This window comes from Streptomyces sp. NPDC005435 (assembly GCF_040703155.1).
In the GTDB taxonomy this organism is placed as follows: domain Bacteria; phylum Actinomycetota; class Actinomycetes; order Streptomycetales; family Streptomycetaceae; genus Streptomyces.
Genome location: NZ_JBEXEQ010000009.1, coordinates 199592 through 218395, shown reverse-complemented (window position 1 = coordinate 218395; position 18804 = coordinate 199592). Strand labels below are relative to the sequence as shown.

17 protein-coding genes are annotated in these 18804 nt (G+C 72.2%); 5 read left to right on the top strand and 12 right to left on the bottom strand.

What is annotated here, in order from left to right:
* Window positions 1–87: 87 nt before the first annotated feature.
* Genes AB0898_RS14100 through AB0898_RS14090 form a run of 3 tightly spaced genes read left to right on the top strand, consistent with a single transcriptional unit; the run spans window position 88 to window position 3084 of the window.
* A complete protein-coding gene (locus AB0898_RS14100; RefSeq protein ID WP_366803158.1) occupies window positions 88–1113 on the top strand; it encodes an iron ABC transporter permease in 1026 nt (341 codons plus the stop codon).
* A 2-nt stretch (window positions 1114–1115) separates the two neighbouring features.
* Window positions 1116–2201 carry an iron chelate uptake ABC transporter family permease subunit gene (locus tag AB0898_RS14095; RefSeq protein ID WP_366803157.1) on the top strand — a complete coding sequence of 362 codons (1086 nt, stop codon included), beginning with the start codon at window positions 1116–1118 and terminating at the stop codon, window positions 2199–2201.
* A gap of 4 nt (window positions 2202–2205) precedes the next feature.
* On the top strand, window positions 2206–3084 hold the full coding sequence (locus AB0898_RS14090) for an ABC transporter ATP-binding protein (RefSeq protein WP_366803156.1): 879 nt from the start codon (window positions 2206–2208) through the stop codon (window positions 3082–3084).
* A gap of 28 nt (window positions 3085–3112) precedes the next feature.
* Here AB0898_RS14090 and AB0898_RS14085 read toward each other — a convergent pair whose 3' ends face one another.
* On the bottom strand, window positions 3113–4069 hold the full coding sequence (locus tag AB0898_RS14085; protein WP_366803155.1) for a methionyl-tRNA formyltransferase: 957 nt from the start codon (window positions 4067–4069) through the stop codon (window positions 3113–3115).
* 53 nt (window positions 4070–4122) lie between these two features.
* On the opposite strand from AB0898_RS14085, the gene AB0898_RS14080 reads away from it, so the two are divergent.
* Complete coding sequence (locus tag AB0898_RS14080) at window positions 4123–5490, top strand: lysine N(6)-hydroxylase/L-ornithine N(5)-oxygenase family protein (protein ID WP_407078340.1); 1368 nt, start codon at window positions 4123–4125, stop codon at window positions 5488–5490.
* A gap of 22 nt (window positions 5491–5512) precedes the next feature.
* Here AB0898_RS14080 and AB0898_RS14075 read toward each other — a convergent pair whose 3' ends face one another.
* From AB0898_RS14075 to AB0898_RS14050, 6 genes are all read right to left on the bottom strand, one after another.
* On the bottom strand, window positions 5513–6217 hold the full coding sequence (locus AB0898_RS14075) for an isochorismatase family protein (protein ID WP_366803153.1): 705 nt from the start codon (window positions 6215–6217) through the stop codon (window positions 5513–5515).
* A 288-nt stretch (window positions 6218–6505) separates the two neighbouring features.
* Window positions 6506–8023, bottom strand: coding sequence for an amidohydrolase (locus tag AB0898_RS14070; RefSeq protein ID WP_366803152.1), 1518 nt, complete (start codon window positions 8021–8023; stop codon window positions 6506–6508).
* Window positions 8024–8085: 62 nt separating this feature from the next.
* Entirely contained in the window at window positions 8086–8850 is a 765-nt protein-coding gene (locus AB0898_RS14065; protein ID WP_366803151.1) for an alpha/beta hydrolase, read from the bottom strand.
* Between the two features lie 86 nt (window positions 8851–8936).
* Window positions 8937–9383, bottom strand: coding sequence for a response regulator (locus tag AB0898_RS14060; RefSeq protein ID WP_366803150.1), 447 nt, complete (start codon window positions 9381–9383; stop codon window positions 8937–8939).
* The gene (locus tag AB0898_RS14055; protein WP_366803203.1) at window positions 9380–11014 is read right to left on the bottom strand and encodes a CHASE3 domain-containing protein; all 1635 of its coding nucleotides are present in this window, start codon (window positions 11012–11014) and stop codon (window positions 9380–9382) included. The genes AB0898_RS14060 and AB0898_RS14055 overlap by 4 nt, the downstream gene beginning before the upstream one ends.
* Window positions 11015–11030: 16 nt before the next feature.
* On the bottom strand, window positions 11031–12248 hold the full coding sequence (locus AB0898_RS14050) for a fused response regulator/phosphatase (protein WP_366803149.1): 1218 nt from the start codon (window positions 12246–12248) through the stop codon (window positions 11031–11033).
* 261 nt (window positions 12249–12509) lie between these two features.
* Between AB0898_RS14050 and AB0898_RS14045 the strand changes: the two genes are divergently transcribed.
* Entirely contained in the window at window positions 12510–12710 is a 201-nt protein-coding gene (locus AB0898_RS14045; protein WP_366803148.1) for a hypothetical protein, read from the top strand.
* A 37-nt stretch (window positions 12711–12747) separates the two neighbouring features.
* Here the strand turns inward: AB0898_RS14045 and AB0898_RS14040 are convergent, their stop codons facing one another.
* From AB0898_RS14040 to AB0898_RS14020, 5 genes are all read right to left on the bottom strand, one after another.
* Window positions 12748–13455: a potassium-transporting ATPase subunit C gene (locus tag AB0898_RS14040; protein WP_366803147.1), complete on the bottom strand. Its 708-nt coding sequence runs from the start codon at window positions 13453–13455 to the stop codon at window positions 12748–12750.
* A gap of 6 nt (window positions 13456–13461) precedes the next feature.
* A complete protein-coding gene (kdpB, locus tag AB0898_RS14035; RefSeq protein WP_407078339.1) occupies window positions 13462–15561 on the bottom strand; it encodes a potassium-transporting ATPase subunit KdpB in 2100 nt (699 codons plus the stop codon).
* A 32-nt stretch (window positions 15562–15593) separates the two neighbouring features.
* Window positions 15594–17255, bottom strand: a complete 1662-nt coding sequence (kdpA, locus tag AB0898_RS14030) for a potassium-transporting ATPase subunit KdpA (protein ID WP_366803145.1) — start codon at window positions 17253–17255, stop codon at window positions 15594–15596.
* Window positions 17256–17263: 8 nt separating this feature from the next.
* On the bottom strand, window positions 17264–17353 hold the full coding sequence (gene kdpF, locus AB0898_RS14025) for a K(+)-transporting ATPase subunit F (RefSeq protein WP_161183200.1): 90 nt from the start codon (window positions 17351–17353) through the stop codon (window positions 17264–17266).
* A 536-nt stretch (window positions 17354–17889) separates the two neighbouring features.
* Window positions 17890–18804, bottom strand: coding sequence for an alpha/beta hydrolase (locus tag AB0898_RS14020; protein ID WP_366803144.1), 915 nt, complete (start codon window positions 18802–18804; stop codon window positions 17890–17892).

Genomic DNA, 18804 nt, shown 5'->3' with positions numbered 1-18804 from the left:
TCGACCCGATGGGCGACAACTGAGGTTATGCTCGCCTTACCTGTCAACCAGGCGCCCGCGAACGGACGATGACGTGGAGAGAGTCCAGTGGCCCCAGGCGGAAAGCTGCGCGGCTCGGCCCTCGTCGGCCTCCTTCTCGCCGCGCTCCTGCTGCTGTCCCTGCTCTCGGTCGCGCTGGGCGCGCTGAGCGTCCCGCTGGACCAGGTGGTGCACGCCCTCCTGGGTCACGCGCCCAGCAGGACGGTCGACAACGTCGTTTGGGAGGCGCGCGTCCCGCGCACCCTGCTCGGCCTGACGACCGGCGCCGCGCTCGGCCTGTCCGGGGCACTGATGCAGGCACTCACCCGCAATCCGCTGGCCGACCCGGGCATCCTCGGGGTCAGCGCGGGGGCGTCGTTCGCGATCGTCGTCGCGGTGGGCGTGTTCGGGCTCTCCTCGCTCCACGGCACCGTGTGGTTCGCGTTCGCCGGGGCGCTCGCGGCGAGCGTCCTCGTCTACCTCCTCGGCAGGCAGGGCCGTTCGGGGGCGACGCCCGTGAAGCTGGCGCTCGCGGGCGTCGCCATCACCTTCATGCTGTCCTCCTGCACGAGCGCGATCGTGCTCACCGACCCGGACGCGCTGGACCGCTACCGCTTCTGGTCGGCGGGTTCACTGGCCGACCAGGACTGGGGCGACCTGGTCGGCGTGCTGCCGTTCCTCACCGTCGGCGCGGTGCTCGCGCTGGCCTCGGCGCCCGCGCTCAACAGCCTCGCCCTCGGCGACGACGTGGCCGCCTCGCTCGGCCGCCGTCTCGGGCTCGTACGGCTCCAGGGGGTGACGGCGATCGTGCTGCTGACCGGCGCCTCGGTGGCCGTGATCGGCCCGGTGGTCTTCCTCGGCCTGGTCGTCCCGCACATCGCCCGCGTCCTCGCCCAGGCGGCCGGCATCGGCCCCGACCACCGCTGGCTGCTGCCGCTGTCGGCGGCCATCGCGCCGATGCTGCTCCTCGCGGCGGACACCCTGGGCCGGATCGTCGCCCCGCCGACCGAGATCCAGGCGGGCGTCCTGGTGGCGTTCGTCGGCGGCCCGTTCTTCATCGCCCTGGTACGACGCCGCAAGCTCGCGGAGGTATGAGGATGCCCGCCCACCCCACCTCCCCGGCGATACCGGCGCCCCCGATCCGGCGCGGACGGCCGTACCGGCTCGCCGTGCCGCCCGTCTCGGGCATCCTGCGCCCGCGGCTCCTCCTGACCGGCGTACTGGTCGGCGCCGCGGCGTTCCTGCTGTTCTGCTGGGGGCTGACGCTCGGGGACTATCCGATCCCGCTGCCCGACGTGGTCCGCGCGCTCACCGGCGCCGGCGATCCGGGCACGGTGATCGTCGTCCAGGATCTGCGGCTGCCGCGCGCGCTGACCGGGCTGCTCGCCGGGATCGCCTTCGGGGTCTCGGGCGCGGTGTTCCAGACGATGACGCGCAATCCGCTGGCCAGCCCCGACATGATCGGGCTGACCGAGGGCGCGGGTACGGCGGTCGTGGCGGCGATCGTGCTCGGCTGGACCGGCGGGCTGGGGCTGCAGACGCTGGGGCTGCTCGGCGCGCTGGCCACCGCCGCCGTCGTGTACGCGCTCGCGTGGCGGCGCGGGGCGACGGGCTACCGCATCATCCTGGTCGGCATCGGGGTGTCGTGGATCTGCACCAGCGCGACCGACTTCCTGGTGGCGCGCGGCAACCGTTTCGAGGCCCAGGAGGCGGTCGGCTGGCTGGTGGGGAACCTCAACGGCCGCACCTGGGACCAGGTGGACGCCCTCGCCGTGTCGATGGCGGTGCTGCTGCCGGTCACGCTGGCGATGGGCCGCTGGATGCGCACGCTCCAGCTCGGGGACGACGTGGCGGCGGGGCTCGGCACGCCGGTCCAGCCGGTGCGGCTCGCGCTGCTGGTGACCGGGGTGGGCCTGGTGGCCTTCGCGACGGCGGCGGCCGGTCCGGTGGCCTTCGTGGCGCTGTCCGCCCCGCAGATCGCCCAGCGCCTTGCCGCGACCGACTCGCCGCCCCCGCTCGTCTCCGGTCTCACCGGCGCCCTCGTCGTCCTCGGGTCCGACCTGATCGCCCGGGAGGCGATCCCCGGTACGGAACTGCCCGTGGGGATCGTCACCGGTGTGCTCGGCGCGCCGGTCCTGCTCTGGCTGCTCATCCGCGCCAACCGCGCGGGCTCAGGAGGCTGATCGCATGGCATCCACCGACGCGCGCACCCCGCTTGCCGAAAAGACCACTCAACCCGGGCGGTACGAACCGAGGTTGACGGCGCACGACCTCCATCTCGCCTACGACGGCCGGGCGGTGGTGGAGGGCCTGGACCTCGCCGTGCCGACCGGCCGTATCACGGCCATCGTGGGCGCCAACGCCTGTGGGAAGTCCACCCTGTTGCGGGCGCTCGCCCGGCTGCTGGCCCCGCGCCAGGGCACGGTCGAACTGGACGGCACCGCCCTGCGCTCGGTCCCCACCCGCGAACTCGCCCGCAAGCTCGGCATCCTGCCGCAGACCCCGGTGGCCCCCGAGGGGCTGACCGTGCTGGACCTGGTGAGCCGGGGCCGCTCACCGCACCAGACGTGGTGGCGTCAGTGGTCGAAGGCGGACGAGGAGGCCGTGCACGGCGCTCTCGCGGCGACGAACCTGACCGATCTCGCCGACCGGCCGGTGGACGAGCTCTCCGGCGGCCAGCGGCAGCGCGCCTGGATCGCCATGGCCGTCGCCCAGGGCACCCCCGTCCTGCTCCTGGACGAGCCGACGACCTATCTGGACCTCGCCCATCAGATCGACGTGCTCGACCTGATCACCGACCTCAACCGGCGCGAGGGCCGCACCGTCGTCATGGTGCTGCACGATCTCAACCAGGCCTGCCGGTACGCCGATCACGTCATCGCCATGAAGGCGGGCCGGATCGTCGCCGAGGGCCCGCCGGCCCAGGTGGTGACCGAGGAGACCGTCGAGCACGTCTTCGATCTGCGCTGCCGGATCACCACCGACCCGGTGAGCGGCACCCCGCTGGTGATACCGATGGGCCGCCACCACGCGGACTCCAAGGAGCCCGCGACGGCGACGGATTGACGGCTGCTCAGAAAGCCTCAGGACAGGGCTACTCGGGCCGCGAGGTGAGGTAACCGCCCATCGTGCGGAAGTACTCCGTGGCGGCCAGCTCCGTGCCGTCCTCGGTGCGCACCCGCCGCACGAGCAGCCCGCGTCCCTGCCCGGAGTGGGCGTCGGGGCCCGCCACGACCACCACGCCGTCGCCCTCACGGATGAAGATCCGGCCCGGCGTGCCGCCGTAGCGCCCCTCGGAGACGGCGGCCGACACGATCCGCAGGCGCTCGCCGCGATGGAAGGCGTACGCGTTCGGGTACGGGTCGGACTGGGCCCGCACCAGGCGTTCCAGGCGTTCGGCCGGCCAGCTCCAGTCGATGCGGCTGTCCTCCAGCGAGCGCTTGTGGAAGAAGCTGGCCCTGCTCCGGTCCTGCGGCCGCCAGCGCCCGGCGTCGGCGCCGGAGGCGATCAGGTCGAGGGACTCGCGCACCACGGGGGCGATGAGGTCGACGGTGCGGTGGAAGAGGTCGGTCGCGGTGTCGGACGGCCCGACGGGCACCGCGCGCTGGATCAGGATGTCGCCCGCGTCCAGCTCGCCGTTCATGCGGTGCGCGGTGACGCCGACCCGCTCCTCGCCGTTGACGAGGGCCCAGATGAGGGGCGAGAACCCGGCGTAGGAGGGCAGCAGGGAGTCGTGGATGTTGAGGGTGCCGTGCGGGGGCAGGTCGAAGAGCTCCGGGGGCAGCCAGGTGCGCCAGTTGTTGGCCACGATGATGTCGGGCCGCGCCTCCCGCACGGCGGCGAGGACTTCCTCGTCGTCGGGGCGGTTGCGCAGCAGCACGGGTATCTCGTGCTTCTCGGCGAGTTCGGCGACGCTGTCGTCCCAGATCTTCTCGTACGCGTGTTCACTCGCCGGGTGAGTGAGGACGAGGACGACCTCGTGACCGGAGTCCAGCAGCGCCTGGAGCGTGCGGTGGCCCCAGGTCTGATAGCCGAACATGGCGACGCGCATGAGGATCTCCTCTTCGACGACTCCGTTGCTAGGTAAGGCTAACCTTATCTAACATGTGGCTGCCTGAGGGAGGCGATGCCACGGTGAAGTCACCCCGCACGGAATCCGACATCGTTCATGATGTCCTCGGAATCGGGTTCGGTCCGTCAAATCTCGCATTGGCCATAGCCGTTGAGGAACACAACGCGAGCCGTCCGGAGGGCGAACGCCTCACCGCCCGCTTCCTGGAACGCCAGCCGCGCTTCGGCTGGCATCGGGGCATGCTCATCGACGACGCCACCATGCAAGTGTCGTTTCTCAAGGACCTGGTCACCCTGCGCAATCCGACCAGCGACTTCAGCTTTCTCTGCTTCCTGCGCGAGCGCGGCCGACTCATCGACTTCCTCAACCAGAAGACGCTGTTCCCGCTGCGCGCCGAGTTCCACCAGTACTTCGAGTGGGCCGCCGAGCGCGTCGGACACCTCGTCGGCTACGACAGCGAGGTGACGGCCGTCGAGCCGGTGCGCGACGAGGCGGGCACGGTCGAGTACTTCGACGTGCACTGCCGGGACCCGGAGCAGCCGGGCCGCACGGTGCGGTACCGGACGCGGAACATCAGCGTGGCGATGGGCCTGGAACCGCATGTGCCGCCCGGCCTGGAGCTGACCGAACGCGTCTGGCACAACAGCCAGTTGCTCCCCCGCGTCGGCGAACTCGGCACCACCGGCGCCCCGGTGCGCAGGGCCGTCGTGCTCGGTGCCGGGCAGAGCGCCGCCGAGGCGGTGGACTTCCTGCACCGCTCCTTCCCGGACGCGGAGGTCTGCGCGGTCTTCGCCAAGTACGGCTACACCCCGGCCGACGACAGCCCGTTCGCCAACCGCATCTTCGACCCGGAGGCGGTGGACCTGTACTTCGGCGCCCCGGCCGAGGTGAAACAGTCCCTGTTCGACTACCACCGCTCCACCAACTACTCCGTGGTGGACATGGAGTTGATCGAGGCGCTGTACGCGACCTCGTACCGCGAGAAGGTCGCCGGCCGCGAACGGCTGCGCTTCCTCAACGTCTCGCGGGTACGCGACGTACAGCCCCGCTCCGGCGGCGAGGGGCTGGACATCACCGTGGAGTTCCTGCCGACCGGTGAACACGAGGTCCTGGAGGCCGACTTGTTCGTCCTCGCGACCGGGTACCGGCCCCGCGACCTGACCCGGCTGCTCGGCGAGTCGGCCAAGCTCTGCCTGCGGGACGACGGCGACGAGCTGCGGGTGGGCCGCGACCACCGGGTGGCGACGGCCCCTGAGGTCACCGCCGGGATCTACCTCCAGGGCGGGACCGAGCACACGCACGGCCTGACCAGCACCCTGCTGTCCACGACGGCGGTCCGCGCGGAGGAGATCCACCGCTCCCTGCTCGCCGGACGGGCGCCGGCCTACGACAGGCCCTAGCGGTCCGGCACCCCCGGCAGGGTCACCCGGGGGTGCCGGACCGCCCGTCCGCCGGCGTCCCGGCCGTCCCGTGCCCGCCGAACGCCGCCACCAGCGCGTCGGTGTCCACGACGACGGCGCAGGTGGCGGCCAGCCACCGTACGGCCATCGCGTGGTCGGCGGCCGTACGGTCGGCCACGGCGTCGGCGGCCACGAAGGGCTCCAGGTCCTGCATCCAGGCGTCCGCCGCGGTGAGCAGTATGTCGGTGGCGGCGGCGACCCCGGCGACCACCAGCTGGTCGCGGCCCAGCTCCGTCAGCCGTGCCCGCAGCCGGGTACCGGCGAAGGCGCTGCACCGCTTGCCGGTGAACAGGCTGTCGCCGGGCCGGGGTTGGACGGCGTCGACGACACCGCGCACCGCCGGGACGGCACCCGGCTCCGGCACCCGCACCGCGTAGACGACCGGCACGGCCGCCTCGCGCGCGGCCCGGACCAGCCGCTCGGTGCGGGCGACGAACCCGGAGTCGTCCCCCACGGGGCAGCCGCGCACGTCACGGACGAGGAGCACGGCCCGGCGGACCTCCAGACACCAGGAGGGGCCGCCATCGGGCTCGGGCGTCCCGTACGGGACCGCACCGGCGGACGGGGCGGCGGCGTCCGGGAGGTGGGCGGGCCGGGGCAGCGGGGCGGCGCCGGCGGACGGGATCGCTCCGGACGGCATCACGGTCTCGGGGAACGGGAACGGCATGGGCTTCGCCTCTCGCGGTCGGCTCGACGGGTCGCACCCCGCCCTCGGGTACGGCCGCGCGTCGGCGCGCCCGGGTGTCGCCGGGCGGGGCGAAGCCGGTCGGGGGCCGCCGCGTGTTCCGGCGCCGACGGGCACCGCCACACCTTCTGGATCCGGCGGCCGTGCCGCCGTGCACCTGTGCGGCGCGCGCACCGGCGCACGCCGTCCACGGCTCCGCTCCGGAGACGAGATCCCAAGTTAGGGTACCCTAAGTATGCGCGTGGAACGGCGAAGCGCAAGCTCCCTCGCTCAGGCCGGTCCGTGGGTCCAGCGGCCGCCGAGCATGGTCGCGAAGACGGGCATCGTGCGCAGGGTCGCGAGGTCCGCCGCCAGCGGGTCCACGTCCGTGAACACCAGGTCGGCGGGGTCGCCCACCCTGATCAGCCGCCTGGCCCGGGCGGAGGCGGCGAGCGCGGCCGCGAGCGGCACCCGCTGCTCGGGATGCCAGGCCGGCCGCTCGTCCCCGGTGCGCCCCACGGCCGACGCGATGCCGAGCCACGGGTCCAGCGGCGAGACCGGCGCGTCCGAGCCGAACTCCAGCCGGGCCCCGGCCGCGAGCAGGTCCGCGTAGGCGAACGCGCGGTCCGTGCGGCCCGCCCAGTGCCGGTCCGCGATGTCCCGGTCGTCGGTGGCGTGCCGGGGCTGGACGCCCGCTGTGACCCCGAGTGCGGCGAACCTCGGCAGGTCGGCGGCGCCGAGCAGTTGCGCGTGCTCGATCCGGCCCCGGCAGCGCACGGCCTCGAAGGCGTCCAGGGCGACCGTGTTGGCGTGGTCGCCGATGGCGTGCACGGCCGGTTCGATGCCGTGGGCGGCGGCGCGGCGCATCAGCGCGACCAGTTCCTCGGTGCCGGTCTCCTGGATGCCGTGCGCGTGCGGGGTGTCCCCGAGCCCCGGGTAGGGGTCGCGGCACAGGGCGGTACGGGTGTTGAGGGAGCCGTCCGTGAAGAGCTTGAGCGGGCCGACGCGCACGGTCCCGGCGCCTCCGTCCACGGCGGAGCCGGTGCGCAGCCCGCGCCCGATCGCCGCGTCGAGGTACGCCGGATAGACGGCGGCCTCCACCCGCACCGGCAGCCGTCCGGCCGCTGCGCGCCGCGCCCAGTCCGTGACGGTGTCGCCGTACTGGAAGTCGACGATCCCGGTGACCCCGCGCGCGGCGGCCGCCCTGCATGCCTCCCCGACCAGGCGGTCCACGGTCTCGACGGGCGCCTTCGGCAGTGCGGCGAGAGCCTCCAGGCACTCGTGCTCCCGCAGCACCCCGCTGGGGTGGCCGGTGCGGCCGACGAGGGCGAGGCAGGCGGAGTTGAGCCACGCGGTGTGCAGGTCCTGGCTCACCAGGGCGACGGGCACACCGGGGACGACGGCGTCCAGGACGTCCTTGTGCGGGGCGTCGGGCCAGAGCCCGTCCCGGAAGCCGAACCCGGTCAACACCTTCTCGTCCAGCGGCAGTCGGGCCCGCTCCCGTACGACCTCGGCGACCGCGCGGGCCGAGCCGGGGCCGGAGACGTCGAGCCGGGTGCGGGCGACGGCCCACTCCCCCATGTGCACATGGGCGTCCCACAGCCCGGGCAGTACGGTCCGCCCGGCGAGGTCGAACACCGGCTCACGCGAGTCGGGTTGAGGCCCCTCCCCGGCCCGGATCTCGGTGACCCGGCCGTCCGCGACCCGGATGCGCGCGAGCGGCCCCCCGGCACCGAGCCGTACCCGGGCGAGCCACAGCGGCGCCTCCGTGCCGGCCGTCGCGGTGGACACATCGGCAGTGCTCGTCATGGCGGGCTCCAGCGGGGAGTCGGGGCGTCCGGCCACCCGAACTCTACTTAGGCATGCCTAAGTCACGCCAGGGCGGCGGCCGTCTCCCGCGCGAAGGCCTCGGGGTTGTCCAGCATGATGTTGTGCCCGCAGTCGGGCACGGCGACGACCCGCACCCCGGCCTCTTCCAGGCCCTCGGTGCCCGGGAACGGTCCGTTCGCCTCGGGGAACAGGAAGGTGCGCGGTATCGGCAGCTTCAGCAGCAGCTCGCGCATCGTGGGGGTGGTGCCCTGGGTGAGCCGGTTCGCGCTGCGGTGCAGGGCGGTGCGGTCGGCCAGGCGCATGGTGGCCCACCAGTGCGGGCCCGCCGTGTCGCGCAACCTCTCCCAGCCGCCGTCGAGGAACTCCCGCTCCGAGGAGGCGGTGATGCCCGAGCTTCCGGGGGCGTCGGGGTCGGGCGTGATCGGGTCGAGGTTGGCGTCGATCAGGACCAGCCGGGAGACCAGCTCCGGGTGGCGTGCGGCCAGGACGATCGCCACGGAGCCGCCCATGCTGTGCCCGATCAGCTCGGCGCCGTCGGCTCCGGCGGAGGTCAGCGCGGCGGCCAGGGCGTCGGCGTGGGACTCCAGGCTGTAGTCGAAGTCCGCCGGACGGTCGCTGATGCCATGGCCCAGCATGTCGATCAACAGCGAGCGGTGGCCGGCGAGCAGGGGGTGTACGGCGCTCTCGGTGAAGTAGGCGGGCGAGGTGGCGCCGAGTCCGTGGACGTAGACACGCGGGGCGTCCCGGCCGGGCAGCTCGACCCAGCGCATGAGGTCCCCTCGGGGCGTGACAGCGGCGTTGCGCATGGTCTACTCCTTGATCACGATGAGTGGACGAGTGTAACCGCCCCCGGAGCACCCCCTCGCCGAACCGCCGGACGCCAAAGGCCCCTTCAGCCCTGCCGGGGCAGCCGTACCACCTGGACGAAGAAGTCGTCGATCTGGCGGACCGCGGCGATGAACTGGTCCAGGTCCACCGGCTTGGTGACGTACGCGTTGGCGTGCAGCTTGTAGCTGCGCAGGATGTCCTCCTCGGCGGCCGAGGTGGTGAGGACGACGACGGGGATGTGGGAGAGGTCCGGGTCGGACTTGATCCGCTCCAGGACCTGACGGCCGTCGTACTTGGGGAGGTTGAGGTCGAGCAGGATCAGGTCGGGACGCGGGGCGCCGGCGTGCTCGCCCTCCCGGTAGAGGAAGTGGAGCGCCTCCTCGCCGTCCCGGACGACATGGAGGGTGTTGCCGATCTTGTTGTCCTCGAACGCCTCCCGGGTCATCAGCTCGTCCCCGGGGTCGTCCTCGACCAGGAGTACGTCGATGGGGGTGGCGGCGGGGGTCGTCATGTCAAGGCCTTTTCCTGGGGTTCGGCGCCGGACTCGTCCGGGACGGGGGCGGCCGGCGGAAGCGTGAGGCAGAAGCGGGTGCCGTCCGTGCACTCGGTGTCGAGCCAGATTCTGCCTCCGTGATGTTCCACGATCTTCTTGCAGAGCGCCAGTCCGATGCCCGTACCACCGTAGGCGTCCCGGCTGTGCAGCCGCTGGAAGATGACGAAGACCTTCTCGGCGAACTCCCCAGGGATGCCGATGCCGTTGTCCTTGACGCAGATCCGGGCCATGCCGGGCTCGTCGGGGTCGGGTTCGCAGGTGATGGTGAGGTGCGGGACGCGTTCGGCGTGGCGGAACTTCAGGGCGTTGCCGACCAGGTTCTGCCAGAGCATGGCGAGCAGGGTGGGGTCGCCGACGACCTCGGGCAGGGTGTCCGGGCGGTCGATGACGGCGCCGGACTCCTCGACGGCCGCGCCCAGGTTGGCCAGCGCCTTGTCCAGGGCCTGGCCGAGGCCGACGGGCACCCGGGCGTCGTTGAGCCGGCCGACGCGGGAGAAGGTGAGCAGGTCGTTGATGAGCACCTGCATCCGCTTGGCGCCGTCCACGGCGAAGTCGATGTACTGCCGCCCCCGGTCGTCCAGGTGGTCGCCGTACCGCTTCTCCAGGAGCTGGCAGAAGGAGGCGACCTTGCGCAGGGGTTCCTGGAGGTCGTGGGAGGCGACGTAGGCGAACTGCTCCAACTCGACGTTGGAACGGCGCAGTTCGACCGCCTGGGCGTCCAGGTCGGCGGCCTGGCGGGCCAGGGTGCGCTCCTGGTCGCGGGAGGCGTCGAGTTCGGCGACGATGCGCCTGCGCATCCCCTCGACGTCGTCCGCGAGCGCGGTCAGGTCGGCGGGGCCGCCGCCGGTGATGACGTGGTCGAAGTCGCCGCCCGACACGCGCCGGGAGGCGGTGCCGAGGATCTCCAGCGGGCGGGCGACCAGCATGCGCACGAGGAAGGCGAGGGCGACGCCGGTGAGCAGGAAGGCGGCCACCATGCCACCGAGCACCGAGTTGCGCACGGTGCGTTCGTGGGCGATCTCGGCGTGGCCCTCGCGGACGGTGCGGGCGAGATCGGCGTTCTGCTTCGCCCAGGTGGCGCGCAGGTGGTCGAAGTTGCGCCGGCCCTGTTCGGCGGTGGTCTTGTCGACGCGCTTCGGGTCGCCGGGGCTGACGGAGGCGGCCATCGGCTCGGCGTAGGCGCGGCGCCAGTCGGCGGCCTGCCGCTCGACGGCGTCCAGGTCCGCGAGCAGGGCGGGCTGGTCCTCGACGAGCTCGCGCAGCCGGGCGGCCGAGCGGGCCTCGTCGGTCTTGCCCTGGGTGTAGGGGGTGAGGAACTGCCGGTCGGCGGCGATCGCGTAGCCGCGGATGCCGGTCTCCTGGTTGACCAGGGCGGACTGGAGCCGGTACGCCTCCGTCTGGGCGGGCTGGACGCGCAGGAGCAGTCTGTCGGTGGCCTGGGCCGTGCGGCCGAGCAGGTCGGCGCCGATCACCGTGCCGACCACCACGAGCAGGGCCATCAGCGCCAGCACCAGCTGGAACCAGCCCTGCACCGTCAGACTGCGCCGGCGCGCGCCCTTGTCGTTCCTCACCGTGTGCTCCGACTCCATATGTGTCATGTCGCTTCTAGTTCCAGCTCACATGGACGACGGCCACATCGTCCGCGAGTCCGCCGCGTGCCTCGGCCAGCCCCTCGGCGCGGTCGATCAGGGTGTCCACGAAGTCCTCGGCGGGCAGGGCGCCCGACTCGCGGGCGAGGGCCAGCAGGCCTTCCTCGCCGAGGCGTTCGGTGCCCCGGCTGACGTGCCCCTCGAACAGGCCGTCGGTGAACAGCACCACGGACGCGCCGGGCGGCACCGGCAGTTCGGAGGTCGGCCAGCCGGCCACTCCGGGGACCACGCCGAGCGCGGGTCCGCCGGGCACCTCCACCCAGTCCACCTCGGCGCCGGTACGGCGCAGCAGGCCGGGGTGTCCGGCCCGTACGACGCTGGCGCTGTGGGCACCGGGTACGGCGGCGAGGCTCACCAGGGTGGCGAAGACCTCGTCCCGGGCGCGCTCGGCCACCAGCAACTCCTCCAGGCGGCCCACCTGTTCGGCGCCGGTGATGCCGCTGAGGACCAGGGTGCGCCAGGCGATGCGCAGCGCGACGCCGAGGGCGGCCTCGTCCGGACCGTGTCCGGAGACGTCCCCGACCAGGGCGTGGACGGCGCCGTCGGCGCTCTGCACGATGTCGTAGAAGTCGCCGCCGAGCAGCGCCTGGGCGCGCCCTGGCCGGTAGCGGGCCACGACGTTCACGCCGTCGGCGCGCAGCAGCGGCCGGGGCAGCAGGCCGCGTTCGAGGCGGGCGTTCTCCCGGGCCTGCATCTGGCTGGCCTGGAGGGCGACGGCGGCCTGTTCGGCCTGCTTGCGCTGGATCGCGTAGCGCACGGCACGGCCGAAGAGTTCGGGTTCGACGCGGCCCTTGACGAGGTAGTCCTGCGCGCCCGCCGCGACGGCGGCGAGGCCGGTCTGTTCCTCGGCGAGGCCGGTGAGGACGACGACGGCCATCTGGTCGGCGTGCGCCTGGACCATGGACAGGGCCTCCAGGCCCTGGGCGTCGGGCAGATGCAGGTCGAGCAGGACACAGTCGGGCACCTCGGCGGCGAGCACGTCCGCGGCCTCGGCCATCGAACGCACCCAGCGCAGGCTCATCTTGAGCGCGCTGTCGGCGACCAGTTCCTCCACCAGGAGGGCGTCCCCGGGGTCGTCCTCGACCAGGAGCACCGACGGCTCCCGGCCGTCCCACCCCGCCTCCTCGCGCGCCGCCGGCACGAGCCGTGCCGCACTCGTCCGCGACGTCACCATGGCTCCGCCTCTCCCCACCCTTACCCGTCGCCTACGCTCAGTGGACGCCGACCGCCAGGGGCCGAGCATACTCATCGCACCCATCCGATGGTCACCAGTCCCCTATGCCCAGGGAGCGGGGAAGCGATCCCGGGCATCATGGAGAACATGGAGACAACGGGCACCGAGTGGATCACCGTCACGGCCTACGAGAATCTGCCGGGCGCCCTCCGGCCGATGGCGGCCGCGCGGGCTTGACTGCGCGAACGCGGCATCGACTGGATGCCCTTCGCCCCCGACGAGATCGGCTGGCGGCACGCCTGCGGGGTCGGCGCCGACGGCCACTGGCACGGCTGGTTCGACGTCCGCGTCGACGCCGGGGCGCTCCGGCGGCTGGGGCTGCATCCCGGCCAGTCCACCTCCGAGGTGAACGGCCCTTCCCCGCCGGGGTGGTGGCACGCGGCGGCGGAGCGGCGCGCCTGATGAGGGCTCCGCTCCGCCGGGCTGAAGGGCACTCCGGTCAGCCCCGCGCCACCACCTCCCGCAGCGCCACGTTCAACTCCATGACGTTCACCCGGGGTTCACCGATGAAGCCGAGCGTCCGCCGCTCCGTGTGCGCGTCCACCAGGTGACGCACCCGGGAGACGGGCAGGCCGTTGCGCTCGGCCACGCGGCGGACCTGGAGGAGGGCGTAGGCCGGTGAGATGTCGGGGTCGAGGCCGGAACCGGAGGAGGTCACCGCGTCCGGCGGGATGTCGGCGGGGGTGACCCGGTGGCCGGGAACCGAGTTGTCGCGGACGACCGCGGCGCGGGCGGCGAGGACCTGGGCGCAGAGGGTGCCCTCCTCGGGGACGGCGGGGCAACGGCCGCGCACCGCACCGCTGTCGGCGGCGAGGTTGGTCGCGCCGGACAGCAGCAGGTGGTAGCGGGTGTTGACGCTGTTGGCGCCGAGCCCGTTCGCCGGGCGCCCCTGGAACCACCGGAGGTCGGGGCCCGGCGCGTTCTCGCCCTTCTTCGGCGGCAGGTCGTACGACTGACCGATGAGGGACGAGCCGACGGTACGGCCGTCCGCCCGCACCTCGGAGCCGTTGGCCGCGCTGTGGAACAGCGACTGGGCGACGCCGGTGACCGCGAGCGGGTACAGCACGCCGGTGAGCACGCTGAGCACCAGCAGCGCCCGCAGGCCCGCGCCGAGCAACCGGGCTTTCGTCACGAGGGAGTTGTTCATGGTCCGTCACCCGATCCCGGGAATCAGCGAGAGGAGCAGGTCGATGAGCTTGATGCCGGCGAAGGGCGCGACGAGACCGCCGAGGCCGTAGACGGCGAGGTTGCGCCGCAGCATCCGGTCGGCGCCGACGGGCCGGTAGCGCACCCCGCGCAGGGCGAGCGGCACCAGGGCGACGATGACCAGCGCGTTGAAGATCACGGCCGAGAGGATCGCGGAGTCGGGTGAGGACAGCCGCATCACGTTGAGCGCGTCCAGGCCGGGGTAGACCGCCGCGAACAGCGCCGGGATGATCGCGAAGTACTTCGCGACGTCGTTGGCGATGGAGAACGTCGTCAACGCACCCCGTGTGATGAGGAGTTGCTTGCCGATCTGGACGACCTCGATCAGCTTGGTGGGATCGGAGTCGAGGTCCACCATGTTGCCGGCCTCCTTGGCTGCCGACGTACCGGTGTTCATCGCCACGCCCACGTCCGCCTGGGCCAGCGCGGGGGCGTCGTTGGTGCCGTCGCCGGTCATCGCGACGAGCTTGCCGCCCGCCTGCTCCCGTTTGATGAGGGCCATCTTGTCCTCGGGGGTGGCCTCCGCGAGGAAGTCGTCCACGCCCGCCTCCTCGGCGATGGCCTTCGCGGTCAGCGGGTTGTCCCCGGTGATCATGACCGTACGGATGCCCATGCGGCGCAGCTCCGCGAACCGCTCCCGCATCCCGTCCTTGACCACGTCCTTGAGGTGGACGACACCGAGGACCCGCGCCCCCTTCGCGTCGCGCACGGCGACCAGCAGCGGGGTGCCCCCGGCGCGGGAGATGCGGTCCACGACCGCCTCCGCGTCGTCGGACACCGATCCGCCGCGCTCGCGCACCCAGTCCACCACCGAACCGGCCGCGCCCTTGCGGACCTCGCGCCCCGCCACGTCGACCCCGGACATCCGGGTCCGGGCGGAGAAGGCGACCCACTCGGCGCCCACCAGTTCGCCCTGGTGCCGCTCGCGCAGCCCGTACCGTTCCTTGGCGAGGACGACGACGGAGCGGCCCTCGGGCGTCTCGTCGGCGAGCGAGGACAGCTGGGCGGCGTCCGCGAGTTCGGCTTCGGTGATGCCGCGCACGGGCACGAACTCGGCGGCGCGGCGGTTGCCGAGGGTGATGGTGCCGGTCTTGTCGAGCAGCAGGGTGGAGACGTCACCGGCCGCCTCGACGGCCCGCCCGGACATGGCCAGCACGTTGCGCTGGACGAGCCGGTCCATGCCCGCGATGCCGATCGCGGAGAGCAGGGCGCCGATGGTGGTCGGGATCAGACAGACCAGCAGGGCGATGAGGACGACCATGGTGAGGTGGGTGCCCGCGTAGTCCGCGAACGGCGGCAGCGTCGCGCAGGCCAGCAGGAAGACGATGGTCAGCGAGGCGAGCAGGATGTCGAGCGCGATCTCGTTGGGCGTCTTCTGCCGGGCGGCGCCCTCGACGAGGCCGATCATCCGGTCGACGAAGGTCTCGCCGGGCCGGGTGGTGATCCGGACGACGACGCGGTCGGAGAGCACCCGCGTGCCACCGGTCACCGCGCTGCGGTCGCCGCCGGACTCGCGGATGACCGGCGCCGACTCGCCCGTGATGGCGGACTCGTCCACGGAGGCGACACCCTCGACGACGTCACCGTCGCCGGGCACGATGTCCCCCGCCTCGCAGACCACCAGGTCACCGATGCCGAGTTCGGTGCCGGGCACCCGCTCCTCGCGGCCGTCGGTCAGCCGGCGCGCCACCGCGTCCGTCCTGGCCCGGCGCAGACTGTCGGCCTGCGCCTTGCCCCGGCCCTCGGCGACCGCCTCCGCCAGGTTGGCGAAGAGCACGGTCAGCCACAGCCAGGCGCTGATCGCCCAGCCGAACCAGTCGGTGGGGTCGGTGAGGGAGAACGCGGTGGTCAGCACCGAGCCGATCCAGACGACGAACATCACGGGCGACTTGACCATGACACGCGGATCGAGCTTGCGGGCGGCGTCCGGCAGCGACCTGACCAGCTGCCGGGGGTCGAACAGGCCCACGCCGACCCGGCGTTGGGGGTCCCGCCTCGGTGCCGGCGGCTCTTGGGGGGCGGTGGGGGCGGAGGTGAGTGCGGACATCGAGTCCTCTTGCCTGTCCATACGAGTGGTCATCACGCCAGCCCTTCGGCGAGCGGACCCAGCGCGAGCGCCGGGAAGTAGGTCAGCCCGGTGACGATCAGGATCGCCCCGACCAGCAATCCGGTGAACAGCGGTTTCTCGGTGCGCAGGGTGCCCGCGGTGACCGGCACCGGGCGCTGCGCGGCGAGCGAGCCGGCGAGCGCGAGCACGAACACCATCGGCAGGAAGCGGCCGAGCAGCATCGCGAACCCGGTGGTGACGTTGAACCAGTCGGTGTTCGCGTTCAGCCCCGCGAAGGCCGAGCCGTTGTTGTTCGCCGCCGAGGTGAAGGCGTACAGCACCTCGGAGAAGCCGTGCGCCCCGGAGTTGAGCATCGAGTGCGGCGGGGTCGGCAGCGCCATGGAGGCGGCGGTGAAGACCAGCACCAGGGCGGGGGTGACGAGGATGTAGCAGGCGGCGAGCTTCATCTCACGCGCGCCGATCTTCTTGCCCAGGTACTCGGGGGTCCGGCCGACCATCAGACCGGCGAGGAACACCGCGATCACCGCCATGATCAGCATGCCGTAGAGGCCGGAGCCGGTGCCGCCGGGCGCGATCTCGCCCAGCATCATGCCGAGCATGGTGAGACCGCCGCCGAGCCCGGTGAACGAGGAGTGGAAGGAGTCCACCGCGCCGGTCGAGGTGAGCGTGGTGGAGGCCGCGAAGAGCGCCGAGCCGCCGATCCCGAAGCGGACCTCCTTGCCCTCCGTCGCGCCGCCGGCCGCCTGGAGCGCCGGGCCGTGGTGGGCGAACTCGGTCCACATCATCAGGGCGGAGAAGCCGAGCCAGATGACGCCCATGGTGGCGAGGATCGCGTACCCCTGCCGCACCGAGCCGACGAGCACGCCGAAGGTACGGGTCAGCGAGAACGGGATCACCAGGATGAGGAAGATCTCGAAGAGGTTGGTGAAGGGCGTCGGGTTCTCGAAGGGGTGCGCGCTGTTGGCGTTGAAGTAGCCGCCGCCGTTGGTGCCCAGCTCCTTGACGGCCTCCTGGGAGGCGACCGCGCCGCCGTTCCACTGCTGGTCTCCACCCATGAACTGACCGACCTCGTGGATGCCGGAGAAGTTCTGGATGACTCCGCAGGCGACCAGTACGAGAGCGGCCAGCACGGCGAGCGGCAGCAGGACGCGTACCGTGCCGCGCACCAAGTCGGCCCAGAAGTTTCCCAGTTCACCGGTGCGGGACCGGGCGAAGCCGCGTACGAGGGCCACGGCGACGGCCATGCCCACGGCGGCGGAGACGAAGTTCTGCACCGCGAGACCGGAGGTCTGCACGACGTGCCCCATGGTCTGTTCGCCGTAGTACGACTGCCAGTTGGTGTTCGTCACGAAGGAGACGGCCGTGTTGAACGCCTGCGTCGGCGGCACCGAGGCGAAGCCGAGCGAGCCGGGCAGCACGCCCTGGAGCCGCTGGAGGAGATAGAGGAAGAGGACACCGGCGACCGAGAAGGCGAGCACCGCGCGCAGATAGGCGGGCCAGGTCATGCCGGTGCCGGGGTCGGCGCCTATGCCCTTGTAGATCCACCGCTCCACGCGCAGATGTCTGCGGGAGTCGTAGACCCGGGCCATATAGGTGCCGAGGGGGATGTGGACGAGCGCGAGCGCGCCCGTCAGGGCGAGCAGCTGGAGCACGCTCGCGAGTACGGGACTCATGGCCGCGCTCAGAACCTCTCCGGGAAGATCAGGGCGAGGACGAGGTAGCCCAGGAGGGCGACGGCCACGACGAGACCGACGACGTTCTCGGTGGTCACAGCTTCGTCACCCCCTTGGCGACGAGAGCCACCAGCGCGAAACCCGCGAGGACGGCGAGAACGAGGGCCGTATCGGCCATCTTGGACTCCTGAAGGGAAAGAACTGATCGCTTACCCTTCGAGCAAACCCCTCCCCCGCCCGGTCCGGCCCCCACGTTGACAGCCCTCTTACGCCACCGGGGCCTGCCTTGACGAGGCTCTTACGGCGACGGCTCCGCAGGCCGGCTCGGGCGTGCTCGGGGAAGCCGGAGTCGTGGCAGATGCCAAGGTCCAGCCGCCGGCCGCCGAGTTCGAGGGTGCGTCCGGTCGCGCCCGCGCGGTAGATCGCGGTCTCCGTCGGGAAGAGGTGCTGCTTGTCTTAGCGCGTGACGCGCTCGCCCGTACGGCCTGGCGGTGGGGGTCGGCGCGGATCAGCTCGGGTTCGTAGCCGCTGAGGAACTCCGCAGGTCTGGGGCGCGTGGACGCATGTGGGCGGGCCCTATGTGGGCGGCCCCCATGTGCGCACCCCACACACAGACGCCCCACACATGCTCCAGCTACATATGCGAATCGAACCACTCGATCGCGACCTCCGGATGCTCGCCGAAGTAGTTGTAGCCCCGGAACCGCTGCGTCGTCCCCTCGATCCACACGAGCTTCTTGTCCTCCGCCGGGATCGCGTCGTAGATCGACTGCACGTCCTCGGGCCGGGTCATCGAGTCGTGGTGGACCTGGGCGACGAGGGTGGGGATGCGGATCGACTTGGCGTACTCCAGGGGGGACTGCTCGGCGAGGTGGAAGCCGGTGCGTTCGAAGAGGGCGCGGTCGAATTCCTCGTAGCCGTGGGGGATGTCGTTCGCCTTGACGAACTCCTCGATGATGTAGCTGCCCGAGACGGGCTGGAGGAGGATCAGCGACTTGATGTCCTCGAACTCCTCGGGGTGCCTGGCCATGGCGACGCACGTCGAGTCCGCGCCGAGGCAGACGCTGAGCAGGACGGTGTCCATGGCGGCCGTGTCGGGGCGGGACTTGGCGTAGCGCACCGAGCCGACGACGTCCCGGTACTCCAGCAGTCCGATGCCCACGGTGTCGCCGTTGGCCGCGCCGCTCAGGCCGAAGTTGCGGAGGTCGTAGGCGAGGATGTTGTAGCCCGCGTCGTGCAGCGCCTTGTACTCCGGGAGGAAGTTCACCTCGAAGCCGCCCAGGCCGCCGAACTGGGGCAACTGGCCCGGGTAACCGCACCGGTTGCCCGGCAGGAAGTGGTTGTGGATGACCAGCCTGTCCGAGTCGGCCGGGATGAACCAGCCGTCGAGCGGCACGCCGTCCATGGACGGGAAGAACACGTCCTCGTACGGGAGCCCGACCTCACCCGGCCGGTGCAGCAGGGGCGCGCGGAGGCCGGCCGTCGTGCCGGTCACCCACATGTCGAGGAAGCCCTTGAGCGCCTCCCGCGCGTGCTCGGCGTTCGGCAT